This window comes from Micromonospora endophytica, from assembly GCF_003236305.1.
In the GTDB taxonomy this organism is placed as follows: Bacteria; Actinomycetota; Actinomycetes; order Mycobacteriales; family Micromonosporaceae; genus Micromonospora; species Micromonospora endophytica.
On record NZ_POTX01000040.1, the window covers coordinates 1 to 14153 of the forward strand.

Sequence of the window (14153 nt, forward strand, 5' to 3'; positions counted from 1 at the left end):
CCCCGACCCCGTCGGCCGGCCCCACCCCGGAGGAGGCGCGCCGGGTCATGTCGGCCCTTCAGGCCGGCACCGCGCGCGGCCGGGAACAGGCCGCCGCTGCGGCCCGGGAGGTGAGCACGGTCGGGGTGGACAAGGGCGTCCCGGACCAGGACCCGACCAACGAGCGGACGGGCACCCCGACCGCGCAATTCCCGACCACGATTGAGGGGGACGCCTGATGCGATCGACGAGGCAGAGTGCCGATCTCGACTGGTTGCTCGACGACCTGGTGGAGCGGGTGCCAGCCGCGCGGCGGGCGGTGGTGCTCTCGGCGGACGGCCTGCTGCTCGGCTCCTCCGCCGAGCTGGACCGGGCCGATGCCGAGCACCTGTGCGCCCTGGCCTCCGGCCTCTCCAGCCTGGCCCGGGGCGCCAGCCGGCATCTTGACGGTGGGCCGGTGCGCCAGACGGTGGTGGAGATGGAGTCGGCGTACCTCTTCGTCACGGCGGCGGGACAGGGTGCGTGCCTGGCGGTCGCCAGCGACACCGACGCGGACATCGGCCTGGTGGCGTACGAGATGGCGATGCTGGTGACCCGGGTGGGCGAGAACCTGCAAGCGCCGACCCGCGCGTCGGTGGGTGCCGCTGATGAGGACTGACTTACCCGGGCACCAACACGAGTGGCTCGACGACGACGCCGGGCCGGTGGTGCGGCCGTACACCCTGACCGGGGGTCGGGTCCGGCCGGACGCGGACGGCTTCGACCTGGTGGCGTACGTGCTGGCGCGGCCCGATCCGAACCTCGCCGCCTTTCCGGAGCTGCACCCGGAACACCGGCTGCTGGTGGAACTGGCCGGCCGGGGGACACCGCTTGTGGAACTCGCCGCCGGCCTGGATCTCGCCATCGGTGTGGTCCGGGTGTTACTCGGTGATCTGCTGTCCCGGGGACTGGTGTCCGTGCACCAGCCGCCGCGTGCCACGTACCTACCCGATAACGATATCCTCAAGGCGGTGGTCGATGGACTCCGTGCGTTATGACGTCGAGCGGCGGGGCCACCGGGTTCCGATCGCGCTGAAGATTCTCATCGCGGGCGGCTTCGGTGCCGGCAAGACGACGCTGGTGAGCGCGTTGAGTGAGGTCCAACCGTTGCAGACCGAGGAGATCCTGACCGGTGCCGGCATCGACACCGACGATCTCTCCGGCGTGGAGACCAAGTCGACCACCACTGTGGCGATGGACTTCGGGCGGATCACCATCAACGAGGATCTCCAGCTCTACCTCTTCGGCACGCCGGGCCAGGACCGGTTCTGGTTCCTCTGGGACGAGTTGGCCTTCGGCGCCCTCGGCGCGGTGGTGCTGGCCGACACCCGCCGGCTCGCCGACTGTTTTCCCTCGATCGACTACTTCGAGCAGCGGGGCATCCCGTTCGTGGTCGGAGTCAACTGCTTCGACGGTTCCCGGCGGTTCAGCCTGGGGGCGGTGCGTCGGGCTCTGGATCTCGACCCGGACGTGCCGATGGTGCTCTGCGACGCCCGGGACCGGCAGTCCGGCAAGGCGGTGCTGATCTCTCTGGTGGAGCACGTGGCCCGGCAGCGGGGCGAGCCGGTTCCGGCGGCCTGAGGTCTAACCACCGCCCGCCGTGGGCAAGGATCTGATGGGATCGACCGAGGAAACCGGCGGAAGGTGGGACAGTGGCAGGTCCAGGCGAGGTCATGCACATCGGCGGGTACACCGCGTCCAGCGGGGGCCGCGCCACCGGCATCGTCGCGGTCCGGCGTGACCCGGCCACCGGCGAGCTGACCCCGCTGGGCACGGTCGCCCAGACGGCGTCGCCGTCCTTCCTCGTCCGCCACCCGAGCCAGCCCGTTCTGTACGCGGTGAACGAGCTACCCGCAGGTGAGATCAGTGCGTGGCGGGTGGACGGTGACGGCGCCCTGTCGGCGCTCGGTTCGCTGCCGACCGGCGGCGCGGACCCGTGCCACCTGGCGGTCGCCGCCGACGGTGGGCACCTCTTCGTGGCCAACTACGGTGGCGGCAGCGTGGCGGTCTTCCCGCTCGACCCCGACGGGGTGCCCGGTGCGCGTACCGACCTGGTGCGACACCAGGGGCACGGGGCCGATCCCGAGCGTCAGGAACAGGCCCACGCGCACATGGTCGCTCCGGGCACCGGACCCCAGCCGCTCTTCGCGGTCGACCTGGGCACCGACTCGATCTACCGGTACGACCTGGACGTCGCCGCCGGGCGGCTGGTGCCCCGGGAGCCCCGGGTGCGGACGGCGCCCGGCACCGGGCCACGGCACCTGGTCCGGCACCCGGACGGGCGGCGCTGCTATGTCACCGGGGAACTGGACGGGTCGGTCCTGGCGTACGAGGTGACCGACGACGGCGCGCTGCACCAACGGGGTCGTGTCGACGCCAGCGGCCGGGCCGGGCACGTCCAACCCTCGGAGCTCGCGGTCGGCGCGGACGGCCGTTTCCTCTACGTGGCCAACCGAGGGGTGGGCACGATCGCCGTCTTCGCACTCGGGTCGGAACTGCCGGAACTCGTCGACGAGGTGTCAACCGGCGGTGAGTGGCCCCGGCATTTCGTGTTGGTCGGTGAGCACCTCTACGTCGCCGACGAGCGGGCGGACATGGTCCGTACCTTCCGCCTCGATGAGACAGGCGTGCCGGTGGCGGTGGGCGAGCCGCTGGAGATTGCGAGCCCTACCTGCCTTCTGCCCTGATCAGACGTATTGGACATTGATATATCCACTTTACGGCGCTGATTCCTTACTCAGCGTTACTGAATCGGTGTGAACTGTTTCTCCTCTGTAACTTTCGACCGAACGGCCATGGCAGTCACTCGACCAGGTACGCAAGATGGTCTGCGTGTCAGCAGGCCGCCATCGCATGCGTTCAGGTATTCACGGTGCCGCCGCCGCAGCCGCGGTCGGCGTCCTCGTCGTCACGGCCGGGGGATGGGTGGGCTACCGCCAACTCGCCGGCCCCGACTGCTCGGGCAAGATCGAGCTGTCGGTGGCGGTGGCGAGTGAACTCGCGCCGGCGGTCGACGAGGCCGCCTCGGAGTGGGAGGAGAAGGGCGCTGCCGTCGACGGGACCTGCATCGACGTGACTGTTGCGGCCTCCGACCCGGTCGAGGTCGCCGCGGTGGTGTCGGCCAAGCACGGTGCGACCCTGGCCGGGGTGGGCCAGGCCAGCGGCACCGCGGTGAGCCCGGACGTCTGGATCCCGGACTCGTCGAGCTGGTTGCTGCGGCTCAAGACCGGTGGTGCCGCCGCCTTCGAGCCCGGCAACGGTGCGTCCATCGCGAGCAGCCCGGTGGTCGTCGCCATGCCGGAGCCGATCGCGACCCGACTGGGCTGGCCGCAGCAGGAACTCGGCTGGACCGACCTGCTGACCCGGGTCAACAGCGACCGGCCGCTGAAGACCGGCATCGTCGAGCCGACCCGGGACGCGGCCGGGCTGTCCGGTCTGCTCTCGCTGATGACCGCCGCCTCCGCCGGTGGTGAGACCGCCGAGCAGGATCGCATCGGAGCACTGCGGGCCCTTGCCTCGGGCGCCTCGGCGCTGCGGCAGGATCTGCTCGCCAAGTTTCCGACCTCCACGGACAGCACCACGTTGGCCAGCGCCCTCGGTGCCGCCGCGCTGTCCGAGGAGGACGTGATCGAATACAACGCCAGGAAGCCCCCGGTGCCGTTGGCGGCGCTCTACCTGAAGCCGGCGCCGTTGCCGCTTGACTACCCGTACGCGGTGCTGCCCGGCATCGAACCGGCCAAGGCCTCGGCGGCGCGGGTGCTGTTCGAGGCGCTCACCACGACGTCGTTCAAGAACCGGCTGGCCGCGCGGTCACTGCGCGCACCGGACGGCAACTGGGGTGACGGCTTCAATCCGCCGCAGGGCGCACCGAGCCCGGCCGGCGGCGACGCCTCCGCCAGGCCGCCTGCCGAGGGTGGGGTCGCCGCCGGTGGGCTGGCGCCGGACGCCGTGGAACGCGCCGTCTCCAGCTGGTCCATCGCCACCCTCTCCGGCCGGATGCTCTGCGTCATGGACGTTTCCGGATCGATGCGCAAGCCCGTACCGACCGCCAACGGCGCCACCCGGCAGCAGGTCACCGTGGAGGCGGCCCGGCGCGGCCTGAACCTCTTCGACGACTCCTGGTCGGTCGGCCTCTGGGCGTTCTCCACCAACCTCGACGGTGCCCGCGACTACCGGGAGGTGGCGCCCACCGGTCCGCTGTCGCGCCAGCGCGGCACCCTGGAGCGGGCGCTGGACGGCATCGAATCCTCCAGCGGCAACACCGGCCTGTACGACACGCTGCTGGCCGCGTACAAGGACGTGCAACAGAACTGGGAGCCGGGCAAGGTCAACTCGATCGTGCTCTTCACCGACGGCAAGAACGAGGACGAAGACGGCATCTCGCAGCGGCAGCTGCTCGCCGAGCTGAAGAAGCTGCGGGACCCGGAGCAGCCGATCCAGGTGATCATCATCGGCATCGGCGACGAGGTCAGCAAGTCGGAGCTGGACACCATCGCCGAAGAGGGCGCCGGCGGCTACGCCTTCGTCGCCGCGGACCCCACCAAGATCGGAGACATCTTCCTCCGCGCCATCGCGCTGCGGAAGGCGCCGGCCTGACGCTGGGCCCCTCCACCACCGCTCTGGCAAGGGGCCGGTGGTGCCGGTGAAACCGGTACCATCGGCCCTTTTTCGGCTCTCCGTGGCCCCGGAAAGTGACGGCAATAAGTCGGACGCAATCGGTAGCCATAGTTGTCAGGGCAGGATGTCGTCGTGCACCGGTGAATCCGGGCCCGCTGGGAGGGCCGGATCCTTGCTGTCGGCGAGCGAAGTGGGAGGCCTGGTGACCTCGACGACGCTGTTGACCCCAGTCAGATCACCTTCACTACCGAAGGACGCCCCGTCCGGCGTCTCCGTCCGCGGCGACCAACGAAGTTACGTCCGCAGCCTGGTCGTGCTGGACACCGCCGTGTTGACCGTCGCGGTGCTGGTCGGCTACGCCGCCCGGTTCGGTGACTCCACGCCACGCGGCGTGCCGTACGTCCTGTTCGCACCGGCCCTGGTCCTGGCCTGGCTGCTCAGCCTCAAGGCCCTGCGGTGTTACGACGACCGGGTGGTGGGTTACGGCGCGGACGAGTACCGCCGGGTCAGCATGGCCAGCCTCCGGCTGGCCGGCGCCGTCGCCATCGCCGGCTACGTCGCCGACGTCGGTGTCTCCCGGGGCTTCCTGGCGATCTCCTTCGCCGTCGGCATGATCGGCCTCGAGGTGGCCCGGTTCACCGCCCGCAAGCGGTTGCACCGCGCCCGGTCCCGAGGCACGGGCTGGTCACGACGGGTACTGGTGGTCGGTGACACCACGCACGTGCTCGACCTGGTGCACACCCTGCGGCGGGAACCGTACGCGGGCTACCAGGTGGTGGGGGCGTGCATTCCCGAACCCCTGCTGGCGCCGGTGGCCCAGCGGCTCGGCGACGTACCGGTGGTCGGTTCGTTCCGGGGCATCCCCGAGGCGGCCGACGCGATCGGCGCGGACACCGTGGCCGTGACCGCCTCCGGCGAACTCACCGCCACCCGGCTGCGCCGCCTCGGTTGGCAACTGGAGGGCACCGGCATCGACCTGGTGCTCGCGCCCGCGCTCACCGACGTCGCGGGACCGCGCATCCACACCCGCCCGGTCGCCGGCCTGCCACTGATCCACGTGGAAGCGCCGGAGTTCCGTGGGTTACGCCAGCTCGTCAAAATCTTCGTCGACCGCTCGGTGTCGCTGGTGGCGCTGGCCCTGCTGGCACCGCTGCTGATGGTCATCGCGCTGGCCGTGAAGCTGGACAGTCGTGGCCCGGTGCTGTTCCGGCAGATCCGGGTCGGGCAGGGCGGCCGGGAGTTCGGGGTCTTCAAGTTCCGCACCATGGTGGTCAACGCGGACGCCCTGCTGGCGGAGTTGACCGCCCGCAACGAGACCGACGGCCTGATGTTCAAGATGCGGGACGATCCGCGTGTGACCCGGGTCGGCCGGCTGCTACGCAAGTGGTCGCTGGATGAGCTTCCACAGTTGCTCAACGTGGTGCGGGGCCAGATGAGCCTGGTCGGTCCCCGACCGCCACTACCCTCCGAGGTCGCCCGCTACGACGGCGACGTGGCCCGCCGGCTGTTGGTCAAACCCGGGATGACCGGGCTCTGGCAGGTCAGCGGGCGCTCCGACCTGAGCTGGGAGGACGGCATCCGGCTGGACCTCTACTACGTGGAGAACTGGTCGCTGGCTGCCGACCTGAGCATCCTCTGGAAGACCATCGGCGCGGTGGTCAACGGGCGCGGCGCGTACTGATCACGCTGGCCCCTGCTGCGGGCCTGGTCATGCCTGCGGGCCTGGCCATACCCGCGGGCCTGGTCATGCCCGCGGAGCCTGGTCACGGTTGCGGTCCGAACCAGTCCAGGCAGACCACCACGGCGTCGTCGGTCAGGTCACCGGCCACAAAGGCCCGCAGGTCGCCGAGGATGGAGCGCACCGCGTCCAGCGGTCTCATCGGTTTGGTACGGCGCAGCATCCGGTCCAACGCGGTCGCGCCGTATCGCATGTTCTGCCCGGCCGCCTCGATCACCCCGTCGCTGATCATGAAAAGCCGATCGGCGGGCTGAAGTTGGATCTGCTGCTCCTGGTAGTGCGTCCCCTCGAACATCCCGAGCGGGAACTGCGCCTCCAGCGCCTGCACGCTGACCTCGCCGTTGCGGAGCAGGATCAGCCGGGGTGAGCCGGCATCGACGATGCTGAGCAGCCCGCTGCGCAGATCGATCTGGAGCAGCAGCGTGGAGACGTGCTGCTCGCCGCGGTACATGCTGTAGATCGCCTGATCCGCCAGGGCGGCCTGGTCGGCCAGCGACACCCCGGCCCGGCGGGCGTTGCGCAGCGCGCAGGTGGCGAGGGTGGTCAGCATCGACGCCGCGACCCCCTCGCCCATGCCGTTGATCGTGGCGGTCCAGACTGACTCGCCGTCGTCGGACCAGTCGAAGCTGTCGCCGCGCACCGCGTACGCCGGCTCCAACTGCCCCGCCAGGCTGAAGGAGGGCCGGTTCCGGCTGCGCCCGGGCAGCAGCTCCCACTGCACCTCGGCGGCGAGGGTGAGGCGTTGGGTGCGCCGGGCCACCCGGTACACGTCGGTGCCGGCGTCGACGGCGGCGATCTCGTGCGCCAGCGCAGTGGCGATTTCCCACAGCCCGGTCAATTGTTCGGCATCGGTGACCGGGGCCAGCCGGAGCACGCCGCGACGCTCCCCGCGCATGCTCACCGGGAGATAGCCGGTGCCGTCGGCGTACAGCGGCACCTGATGGTCGAAACACCGCCATGCCGGATGCCCGGCTTCCCGTACCTCCTCCCCGGCGCTGAGCGGGATCAATGCCGCCAGCCGGTAGTCGACCTGGAGGAGTTCGGTCTCGGTGATGGCATGTTCCTGCTTCAGCAGCGTGGCGACCCGCTGGACCAGGAGGTCCACCGGAGCGTCAGTGATGGCGGCGCGGGCCCGGTGGACCGGCTCGCTCATGGTGTCTCCTTGATCACAAGCCCATTTACCGACGGAATCGGAGTACGCTCAGGCCCAACATGGCGGAACTGCATGGTCCACCAGGACCCGAAGAGAGTATGGCTGCCGAGCTGGACATCGCGGCAGCCGCCTTGCTGACCGTGTGGGACGGTGCCCGGGAGCGGACCGCGAACCGGGTCTCCACCGCCCAGCTTCGTGCCATCATGCTCGTCGAGCGGGAGGACGGCATCAACCTGCGCCGGTTGGCCGCCGGGTTGGACATGCTGCTCTCCTCGGCCAGCCGGTTGTGTGACCGGTTGGTCGCCGCCGGCATGCTGGAGCGGGAGCCTGGCCGGTCCGACCGGCGGGAGATCTCGCTGCACCTGACCCCCGAGGCGCGCCGGCTGCTGGCCGAGTTGCGCGAGGACCGTCGGCGGCACCTCGCGGAGATCCTGGCCGACATGACGCCCGAGGGGCGGCAGGCGCTGCTGCGCGGGCTGCGGGAGTTCGACGAGGCGGCTCGGGTACGGATCGTCCGGCCGTTGTCGCCGCTGGTGCCGGAGCCTGTGGAGGAGCCGGTCCGGCCGCAGGTGCCGGAGACCCGCACCGAGGGCGAACAGCCGCTACGTGGTTGGTCGGCGGGGGAGCCCACCGTCTTCCGGACCGCCTGACAGCTCGCCGGTGATCGTTGTTAACAGGGGACCCCTGCTATACACGAGGCGTTAACAGGGGGCCCCTCCTTGCACCTCAGCGGCGAGGGCCAGCATGGCGATGTCGTCGTGTCGATGTCCGGCACACCACTCGTCCATCTGCCGGAGCACCCGGTCGACAAGTGCCGCCGGCGGCAGCCCGGCATGCGCGGCGAGCACCTGACGCAGGCGTCGCTCACCGAACATCTCGGTGCCGTGCGGTCCACCCCGGGCCTCGGTGACACCGTCGCTGCGGGCGAAGAGCACGTCGTTGCCGGACAACCGCAGGCCCGCCTCGGCGAACCGGGCGGCGGGGAGCGCACCGACAGGCATTCCGCCCACCCGTACCGGTGCCACCGTGCCGTCGCCACGAAGCACGAGAGGAGCCGGATGCCCGCCGCCGGCGATCTGGACCCGTAGCCCACCGTCCGGCTCGGGATGCGCCGTGCCCAGCAGCATGGTGGTGAACTGGCTCCGCCGGGTGGCGTCCGGCATGTCCAGCAGCGCCCGGTCGAGCAACCCCAGCAACTCCCGCGGGCGCTGCTCGACCAGCCGCAGGGTCTGCAACAACTGGCGGACCCGGCCGGTGAGCACTGCGGCACCCACCCCCTTGCCGGCGACGTCGCCGACGGCGAAGAGCGCGCCGCCGGGGGTCGAGAGAACGTCGTAGAAGTCACCGCCGATGCGCAGGCCGTCACCGGCCGCGCGGTACCCACCGGCCACCGCCATCCCGGTGAGGCGGGGCAACCGTGGCGGTAGCAGGCTGCTCTGGAGTACCCGGGTCAGCTGGGCCTGCTCGTCATAGAGTTCGGCGAGGGCCAGTGCGGCACCGGCCCGGGCGGCGAACTCCCGCGCCAACTCGACGTCACGCGAGTCGAAGCCGGCGCGCGGGGCGCGCCGCAGCAGCACCAGGGCGCCGGCCACGCGCCCGGCACCGGACATCGGGCTGACCAGCAGCGTCGCGGTCGGGTCGAAGCCCGCCAGGACGACGGCCGCACCGTCGACCGGTGCGGCCGGTCCCGGCCCCGGGGGTGTGACCTCGCCGTCGAGTGCCTCGGCGAGCCCGGGTACGGCGGTGATGAGCGCCCATTCGGTGACCCCCTCCACCGGCGTCGGCTGCTCGTCGGTGTGGCGCACCCAGTGCGGCCGATGGTCACCGGGGACCGCCGGCAGGTGCACGATCAGGGCCAGATCGGCGAGGTGCGGCACGGGCAGCGTCACGGCGGCGTGGAGCGCCTCGGCCCGGTGCAGCGCCAGCCCGAGCCGATGGCCGGCACGCGCCAGGAAGGCGGTACGCCGGCGCTCGGCCAGCAGCGCCTCGGCGCGGCCGTTTTCGTCGGTGACGTCGCGTACGTACCAGACGCAACCGCCACCGGAGAGCGCCCGGCGTACGCCGCGCAGCCGGCGGTGGTGGTGCTCGCCCTCGAAGCGGCCGGAACCGGCGGCGACCGCCGCCGCCAGGGCCGGCACCGGGCATCGCGCCAGGTCGGTGCCGGTGGTGAGTTCGGGGAGCAGTTCCGTGGCCGGTGTGTTGCGCAGCACGACCAGTCCGGCCTCGTCGGTGGTGAGTACCGCGTCGGCGAGCCCGTCGAGAAGTTCCCGCGCCAGGCTGGTGTCGAGGGGCGTGGAATCGGACGCCGTGGAGCCGGGTGGCGTGGCACGGGGCGACCGGGCAGGGCCGGTTTGCCCGCTGCCGGCGGTACCGGCGACCGCGCCCTTACCGATGATGGTCACCGGCGGTTGCCGTGCGCCCTGTGCTGTCGACCTGTGTGCATGCCGGTGGTGCACTCCTCGGGGTCGACTGATGATTGCCTCGGGGCAAGAGTACCGAGGCGCTGCATGCCCGCCCAGCCGAGCCGGCATCGCGCGAGGGGGTCAGAGCCGGGCCAGCCAGCCTGCGGGACGGGCGATGATCCGGCGTACCACAGATCCGGCCGCGCCCACCGCGGCGGCGGTGGCACCGAGGGTGGCCGGCCGGACGGTGACCGGCGACCAGGCCGCCGTCAGCACCCGGCGGTCGATCTCGGCGAGCATCGGCGGTCGTAGCCACGGGATGAGCGGGGCGTAGCCACCACCCAGCACCACGGTGTCGAGGTCGAGGAGGTTGACCACGCTGGCCACGGTGATACCGAGTGCCGTGCCGGCTTCGTGCAGGGCGGCCAGCACGGCGGCCTGTCCGGCCTCGGCGAGTTCGGCCAGCCGGGTCGGTGCGGTGTCCGCCGGAAGGTCGGCACCGGCCAGCCCGGCTGCCGAGAGGATCGCCTCCTGCCCGGCGTAGCGTTCCAGGCAGCCCCGGCCACCGCAGCGGCAGGGCGGGCCGTCCGGCCGGACCGGGATGTGGCCGATCTCGCCGCTCCAGCCGCGACTGCCCCGGTAGAGCGTGCCGTCGAGCACGATTCCGGCGCCGATGCCCACCTCGCCGGAGATGTGCAGGAAATTGCCGGGCCCGGCTCCGGCGTGCAGTTCGGCGAGCGCGGCCAGGTTGGCCTCGTTCTCCACCACCAGCGCGGGGACGCCGTCGACCACCTCGGTCAGCGGTGGGTGGCCGGCCAGCAGTTCCGGCACCGGCACGTCCCGCCAGCCCAGGTTCGGCGCGAGTCGGACCTGACCGGCGGCGTCGACCAGGCCGGGCACACCGAGCGCGGCACCGGCCAGGGTGAGCCCCTCGGCCTCGGCGGCGGCGCGGGCACCCGCGGCGAGCCGGGCCAGCCGGCCGAGCGCGTCGGCCGCGCTGACCGGCCGCAGGTCGGCGCGGTGCACCACGTGATGTCGTACCTCACCGGCCAGGTCCACGACGCAGGCGGCCAGGTAGTCGACGTTGATCTCCATGCCGAGTCCGGCCGGACCGTCACCGGCGAGCACCAGGCCCCGGGCCGGCCGGCCCGCACCGGCGCGGGGGGTCGGCTCGGCCTCGGTGACCAGCCGGCCCGCGACGAGATCCTCCACCACGGCCGAGACCGTGGCCCGGGTCAGGCCGGTCTCGGCGGCCAGCGCGGCCCGCGACGGCGGGCGTGGCGCGGTGGCGATCCGGCCGAGCACGAGGGCGAGGTTCAGCTCACGCAGGCTGCCCTGGCGCATCGCACCGGCCGGGGTTGCGGGTGCGGTCACCCCTTGACACTGCCACATCGTGGCCATTTAATTCAACCACTGAACAAATAGCGGACGACACCACCGGAGGTCTGCAATGTCACCCCGTCCCACCCCCGCCGACAAGTTCTCCTTCGGGCTCTGGACGGTCGGCTGGCAGGGCCGAGACCCGTTCGGTCACGCCAGCCGCCCGGCACTGGACCCGGTGGAGTCGGTGCACCGGCTCGCTGAGCTGGGCGCGTACGGCGTCACCTTCCACGACGACGACCTGATTCCGTTCGGCGCCGACGCCGCCGCCCGCGACGCCCAGATCGCCCGGTTCCGCAAGGCCCTCGACGAGACCGGCCTGGTGGTGCCGATGGTCACCACCGACCTCTTCCAGCAGCCGGTCTTCAAGGACGGCGGCTTCACCAGCAACGACCGCGACGTGCGGCGGTACGCGCTGCGCAAGGTGCTGCGCAACATCGACCTCGCCGCCGAGTTGGGCGCCAAGACCTTCGTCATGTGGGGCGGCCGGGAAGGCAGCGAGTACGACCTGGCCAAGGACGTGCAGGCCGCGCTGGAGCGGTACCGCGAGGCGGTGGACCTGCTCTGCCAGTACGTCATCGACCGTGGCTACGACCTGCGCTTCGCGCTGGAGCCCAAGCCCAACGAGCCGCGCGGCGACATCCTGCTGCCCACCGTCGGCCACGCCCTGGCGTTCATCTCCACCCTCGCCCACCCCGAGCGGGTCGGCGTCAACCCCGAGGTCGGCCACGAGCAGATGGCCGGGCTGAACTTCGCCCACGGCATCGCCCAGGCGCTCTGGCAGGGCAAACTGTTCCACATCGACCTCAACGGCCAGCGTGGCGTCAAGTACGACCAGGATCTGGTCTTCGGCCACGGTGACCTGATGAACGCCTTCGCCCTGGTGGACCTGCTGGAGCACGGCGCACCCGGTGGCGGCCCGGCGTACGAGGGGCCCCGGCACTTCGACTACAAGCCGTCCCGCACCGAGGACATCGACGGCGTGTGGGTCTCGGCGGCCGCGAACATGCGCACCTACCTGCTGCTCAAGGAGCGCGCCGCGGCGTTCCGGGCCGACCCGGAGGTGGCCGAGGCGCTGGCCGCGAGCAAGGTCGGCGAACTGGGCGCACCGACCCTCGGCGACGGCGAGGGCTACGCCGAACTGCTCGCCGACACCGCCGCCTTCGAGGAGTACGACGTCGACGCCGCCGGTGCCAAGGGTTTCGGTTTCGTCCGGCTCAACCAGCTCGCCGTCGAGCACCTGCTCGGCGCCCGCTGAGGCGGTCGGCATGCCGCTCGTCGCCGGGGTGGACTCCTCCACCCAGTCCTGCAAGGTGGTCGTCCGGGACGCGGAGACCGGAGCCCTGGTGCGACAGGGCCGGGCGCCGCACCCGGACGGCACCGAGGTCGACCCGGCCGCCTGGTGGTCCGCCCTCCAGACGGCGATCGGCGCCGCCGGCGGGCTGGCCGACGTCGCCGCGGTCTCCGTCGCCGGCCAGCAGCACGGCATGGTCTGTCTGGACGAGGCGGGACAGGTGGTCCGCCCGGCCCTGCTCTGGAACGACACTCGATCCGCCGGTGCCGCCGCCGAGCTGGTGGAGGAGGCCGGCGGTGCACAGTTCTGGGCCGACGCGGTGGGCAGCGTGCCGGTGGCCAGCTTCACCGTGACCAAGCTGCGCTGGCTGGCCCGGAACGAACCGGCGAACGCCGACCGGGTGGCCGCCGTCTGCCTGCCCCACGACTGGCTCACCTGGCGGCTGGCCGGTGCGCCCGGACTGGACGCGCTGCGTACCGACCGCAGCGACGCCAGTGGCACCGGCTACTGGTCACCGGCCACCGGCGAGTACCGCCTCGACCTGCTGGAGCGGGCCTTCGGCCGAGCGGTGCGGGTGCCGACGGTGCTGGGCGCGACCGACGTCGCCGGCCATCTCGATCCGGCGGCGCTGTCCGGCCCCGGCGCAGCGGCGCTGTCCGGTACGGCGGCTGCTGCGGGTGTCGGCGGGGTACCGGGCGGTGCCGGCGCGGCGCTGCTCGGTCCCGGTGCCGGTGACAACGCCGCTGCCGGTTTCGGAGTCGGCGCGCGTCCCGGCGACGTGGTGGTCTCCATCGGCACCTCCGGCACCGTGTTCAGCGTCGCGGACACACCGGCGGCCGACCCGAGCGGCATCGTCGCCGGCTTCGCCGACGTGACCGGCCGGTTCCTGCCGCTGGTCTGCACGCTCAACGCGGCCCGGGTGCTCGACGCCGCCGCCGCGATGCTGGGCGTCGGGCTGGACAAGCTGGCCGACCTCGCGCTCTCCGCACCCGCCGGGGCGGACGGGCTGGTCCTGGTGCCGTACCTGGAGGGGGAGCGCACCCCGAACCGGCCGGACGCCACCGGGGCGGTGCACGGGCTGACCCTGCGTACCTCGACTCCGGCGCACCTCGCCCGGGCGGCGGTGGAGGGCATGCTCTGTGCCCTCGCCGACGGGCTCGACGCGCTGGCCGCCCACGGTGCGGTGGTACGCCGGGTGATCCTGGTCGGCGGCGGGGCCCGCTCCGCCGCCGTACGCCGGATCGCGGCGCAGGTCTTCGGCTGCCCGGTGGTCGTTCCGCCGCCCGGCGAGTACGTCGCCGACGGCGCCGCCCGCCAGGCCGCCTGGCTCGCCCTCGGCGGGGCCGAGCCGCCGTCCTGGACCCCGTCCGGCACCGAGGAGTACGCCGCCGAACCGGTCCCCGCCATCCGGGAGCGCTACGCCCAGGCCCGGGAACTCCACCTCAACCGGTTGCCCCAGGGCTGACCACGCTCGCCGGGCGGATCGAGTGGTCACGTCGTCGCCGCGTGCCACTCGATCCGCCGGGCGAACCCGCACACCCCTCGGCCGGC

General features: G+C 72.1%; 13 protein-coding genes. 10 read left to right on the plus strand and 3 right to left on the minus strand.

What is annotated here, in order from left to right:
• The 7 genes from C1I93_RS08815 to C1I93_RS08845 form a co-directional block, all read left to right on the plus strand.
• Positions 1–218 (plus strand): hypothetical protein (locus C1I93_RS08815; RefSeq protein ID WP_146603465.1); only part of this gene is annotated, 218 nt, incomplete at its 5' end.
• Positions 218–637 (plus strand): roadblock/LC7 domain-containing protein, encoded by a 420-nt coding sequence (locus tag C1I93_RS08820; protein WP_181445072.1) that lies wholly within the window; start codon positions 218–220, stop codon positions 635–637. The genes C1I93_RS08815 and C1I93_RS08820, both read left to right, overlap by 1 nt.
• Complete coding sequence (locus C1I93_RS08825) at positions 627–1016, plus strand: DUF742 domain-containing protein (RefSeq protein WP_111242742.1); 390 nt, start codon at positions 627–629, stop codon at positions 1014–1016. The genes C1I93_RS08820 and C1I93_RS08825 overlap by 11 nt, the downstream gene beginning before the upstream one ends.
• Positions 997–1599 carry a GTP-binding protein gene (locus C1I93_RS08830; RefSeq protein WP_111242743.1) on the plus strand — a complete coding sequence of 201 codons (603 nt, stop codon included), beginning with the start codon at positions 997–999 and terminating at the stop codon, positions 1597–1599. The genes C1I93_RS08825 and C1I93_RS08830 overlap by 20 nt, the downstream gene beginning before the upstream one ends.
• 71 nt (positions 1600–1670) lie before the next feature.
• Positions 1671–2705, plus strand: coding sequence for a lactonase family protein (locus C1I93_RS08835; protein ID WP_181445073.1), 1035 nt, complete (start codon positions 1671–1673; stop codon positions 2703–2705).
• 145 nt (positions 2706–2850) lie between these two features.
• Positions 2851–4614 (plus strand): VWA domain-containing protein, encoded by a 1764-nt coding sequence (locus tag C1I93_RS08840; RefSeq protein ID WP_111242772.1) that lies wholly within the window; start codon positions 2851–2853, stop codon positions 4612–4614.
• A gap of 223 nt (positions 4615–4837) precedes the next feature.
• Positions 4838–6316, plus strand: a complete 1479-nt coding sequence (locus tag C1I93_RS08845) for a sugar transferase (protein ID WP_111242745.1) — start codon at positions 4838–4840, stop codon at positions 6314–6316.
• A gap of 82 nt (positions 6317–6398) precedes the next feature.
• Here the strand turns inward: C1I93_RS08845 and C1I93_RS08850 are convergent, their stop codons facing one another.
• A complete protein-coding gene (locus C1I93_RS08850; RefSeq protein WP_111242746.1) occupies positions 6399–7526 on the minus strand; it encodes a PP2C family protein-serine/threonine phosphatase in 1128 nt (375 codons plus the stop codon).
• A gap of 98 nt (positions 7527–7624) precedes the next feature.
• On the opposite strand from C1I93_RS08850, the gene C1I93_RS08855 reads away from it, so the two are divergent.
• Positions 7625–8176, plus strand: coding sequence for a MarR family winged helix-turn-helix transcriptional regulator (locus C1I93_RS08855; protein WP_111242747.1), 552 nt, complete (start codon positions 7625–7627; stop codon positions 8174–8176).
• A 51-nt stretch (positions 8177–8227) separates the two neighbouring features.
• On the opposite strand, the gene C1I93_RS08860 is transcribed toward C1I93_RS08855, so the two are convergent.
• Both C1I93_RS08860 and C1I93_RS08865 read right to left on the minus strand, forming a co-directional pair.
• Positions 8228–9928: a PP2C family protein-serine/threonine phosphatase gene (locus C1I93_RS08860; RefSeq protein ID WP_223256179.1), complete on the minus strand. Its 1701-nt coding sequence runs from the start codon at positions 9926–9928 to the stop codon at positions 8228–8230.
• Between the two features lie 141 nt (positions 9929–10069).
• Positions 10070–11329, minus strand: coding sequence for an ROK family transcriptional regulator (locus C1I93_RS08865; RefSeq protein ID WP_111242749.1), 1260 nt, complete (start codon positions 11327–11329; stop codon positions 10070–10072).
• A 49-nt stretch (positions 11330–11378) separates the two neighbouring features.
• Between C1I93_RS08865 and xylA the strand changes: the two genes are divergently transcribed.
• Positions 11379–12566 (plus strand): xylose isomerase, encoded by a 1188-nt coding sequence (xylA, locus tag C1I93_RS08870; RefSeq protein ID WP_111242750.1) that lies wholly within the window; start codon positions 11379–11381, stop codon positions 12564–12566.
• Between the two features lie 10 nt (positions 12567–12576).
• Complete coding sequence (gene xylB, locus C1I93_RS08875) at positions 12577–14067, plus strand: xylulokinase (protein ID WP_111242751.1); 1491 nt, start codon at positions 12577–12579, stop codon at positions 14065–14067.
• Positions 14068–14153 lie beyond the last annotated feature (86 nt).

Excerpts from the sequence above, each read along its gene's own strand:
- C1I93_RS08825 (WP_111242742.1), top strand. The coding sequence starts at position 627 with ATGAGGACTGACTTACCCGGGCACCAACACGAGTGGCTCGACGACGAC.
- C1I93_RS08865 (WP_111242749.1), bottom strand. The coding sequence starts at position 11,329 with ATGGCCACGATGTGGCAGTGTCAAGGGGTGACCGCACCCGCAACCCCG.
- C1I93_RS08820 (WP_181445072.1), top strand. The coding sequence starts at position 218 with ATGCGATCGACGAGGCAGAGTGCCGATCTCGACTGGTTGCTCGACGAC.
- xylA (WP_111242750.1), top strand. The coding sequence starts at position 11,379 with ATGTCACCCCGTCCCACCCCCGCCGACAAGTTCTCCTTCGGGCTCTGG.
- C1I93_RS08855 (WP_111242747.1), top strand. The coding sequence starts at position 7,625 with ATGGCTGCCGAGCTGGACATCGCGGCAGCCGCCTTGCTGACCGTGTGG.
- C1I93_RS08850 (WP_111242746.1), bottom strand. The coding sequence starts at position 7,526 with ATGAGCGAGCCGGTCCACCGGGCCCGCGCCGCCATCACTGACGCTCCG.
- xylB (WP_111242751.1), top strand. The coding sequence starts at position 12,577 with ATGCCGCTCGTCGCCGGGGTGGACTCCTCCACCCAGTCCTGCAAGGTG.
- C1I93_RS08830 (WP_111242743.1), top strand. The coding sequence starts at position 997 with ATGGACTCCGTGCGTTATGACGTCGAGCGGCGGGGCCACCGGGTTCCG.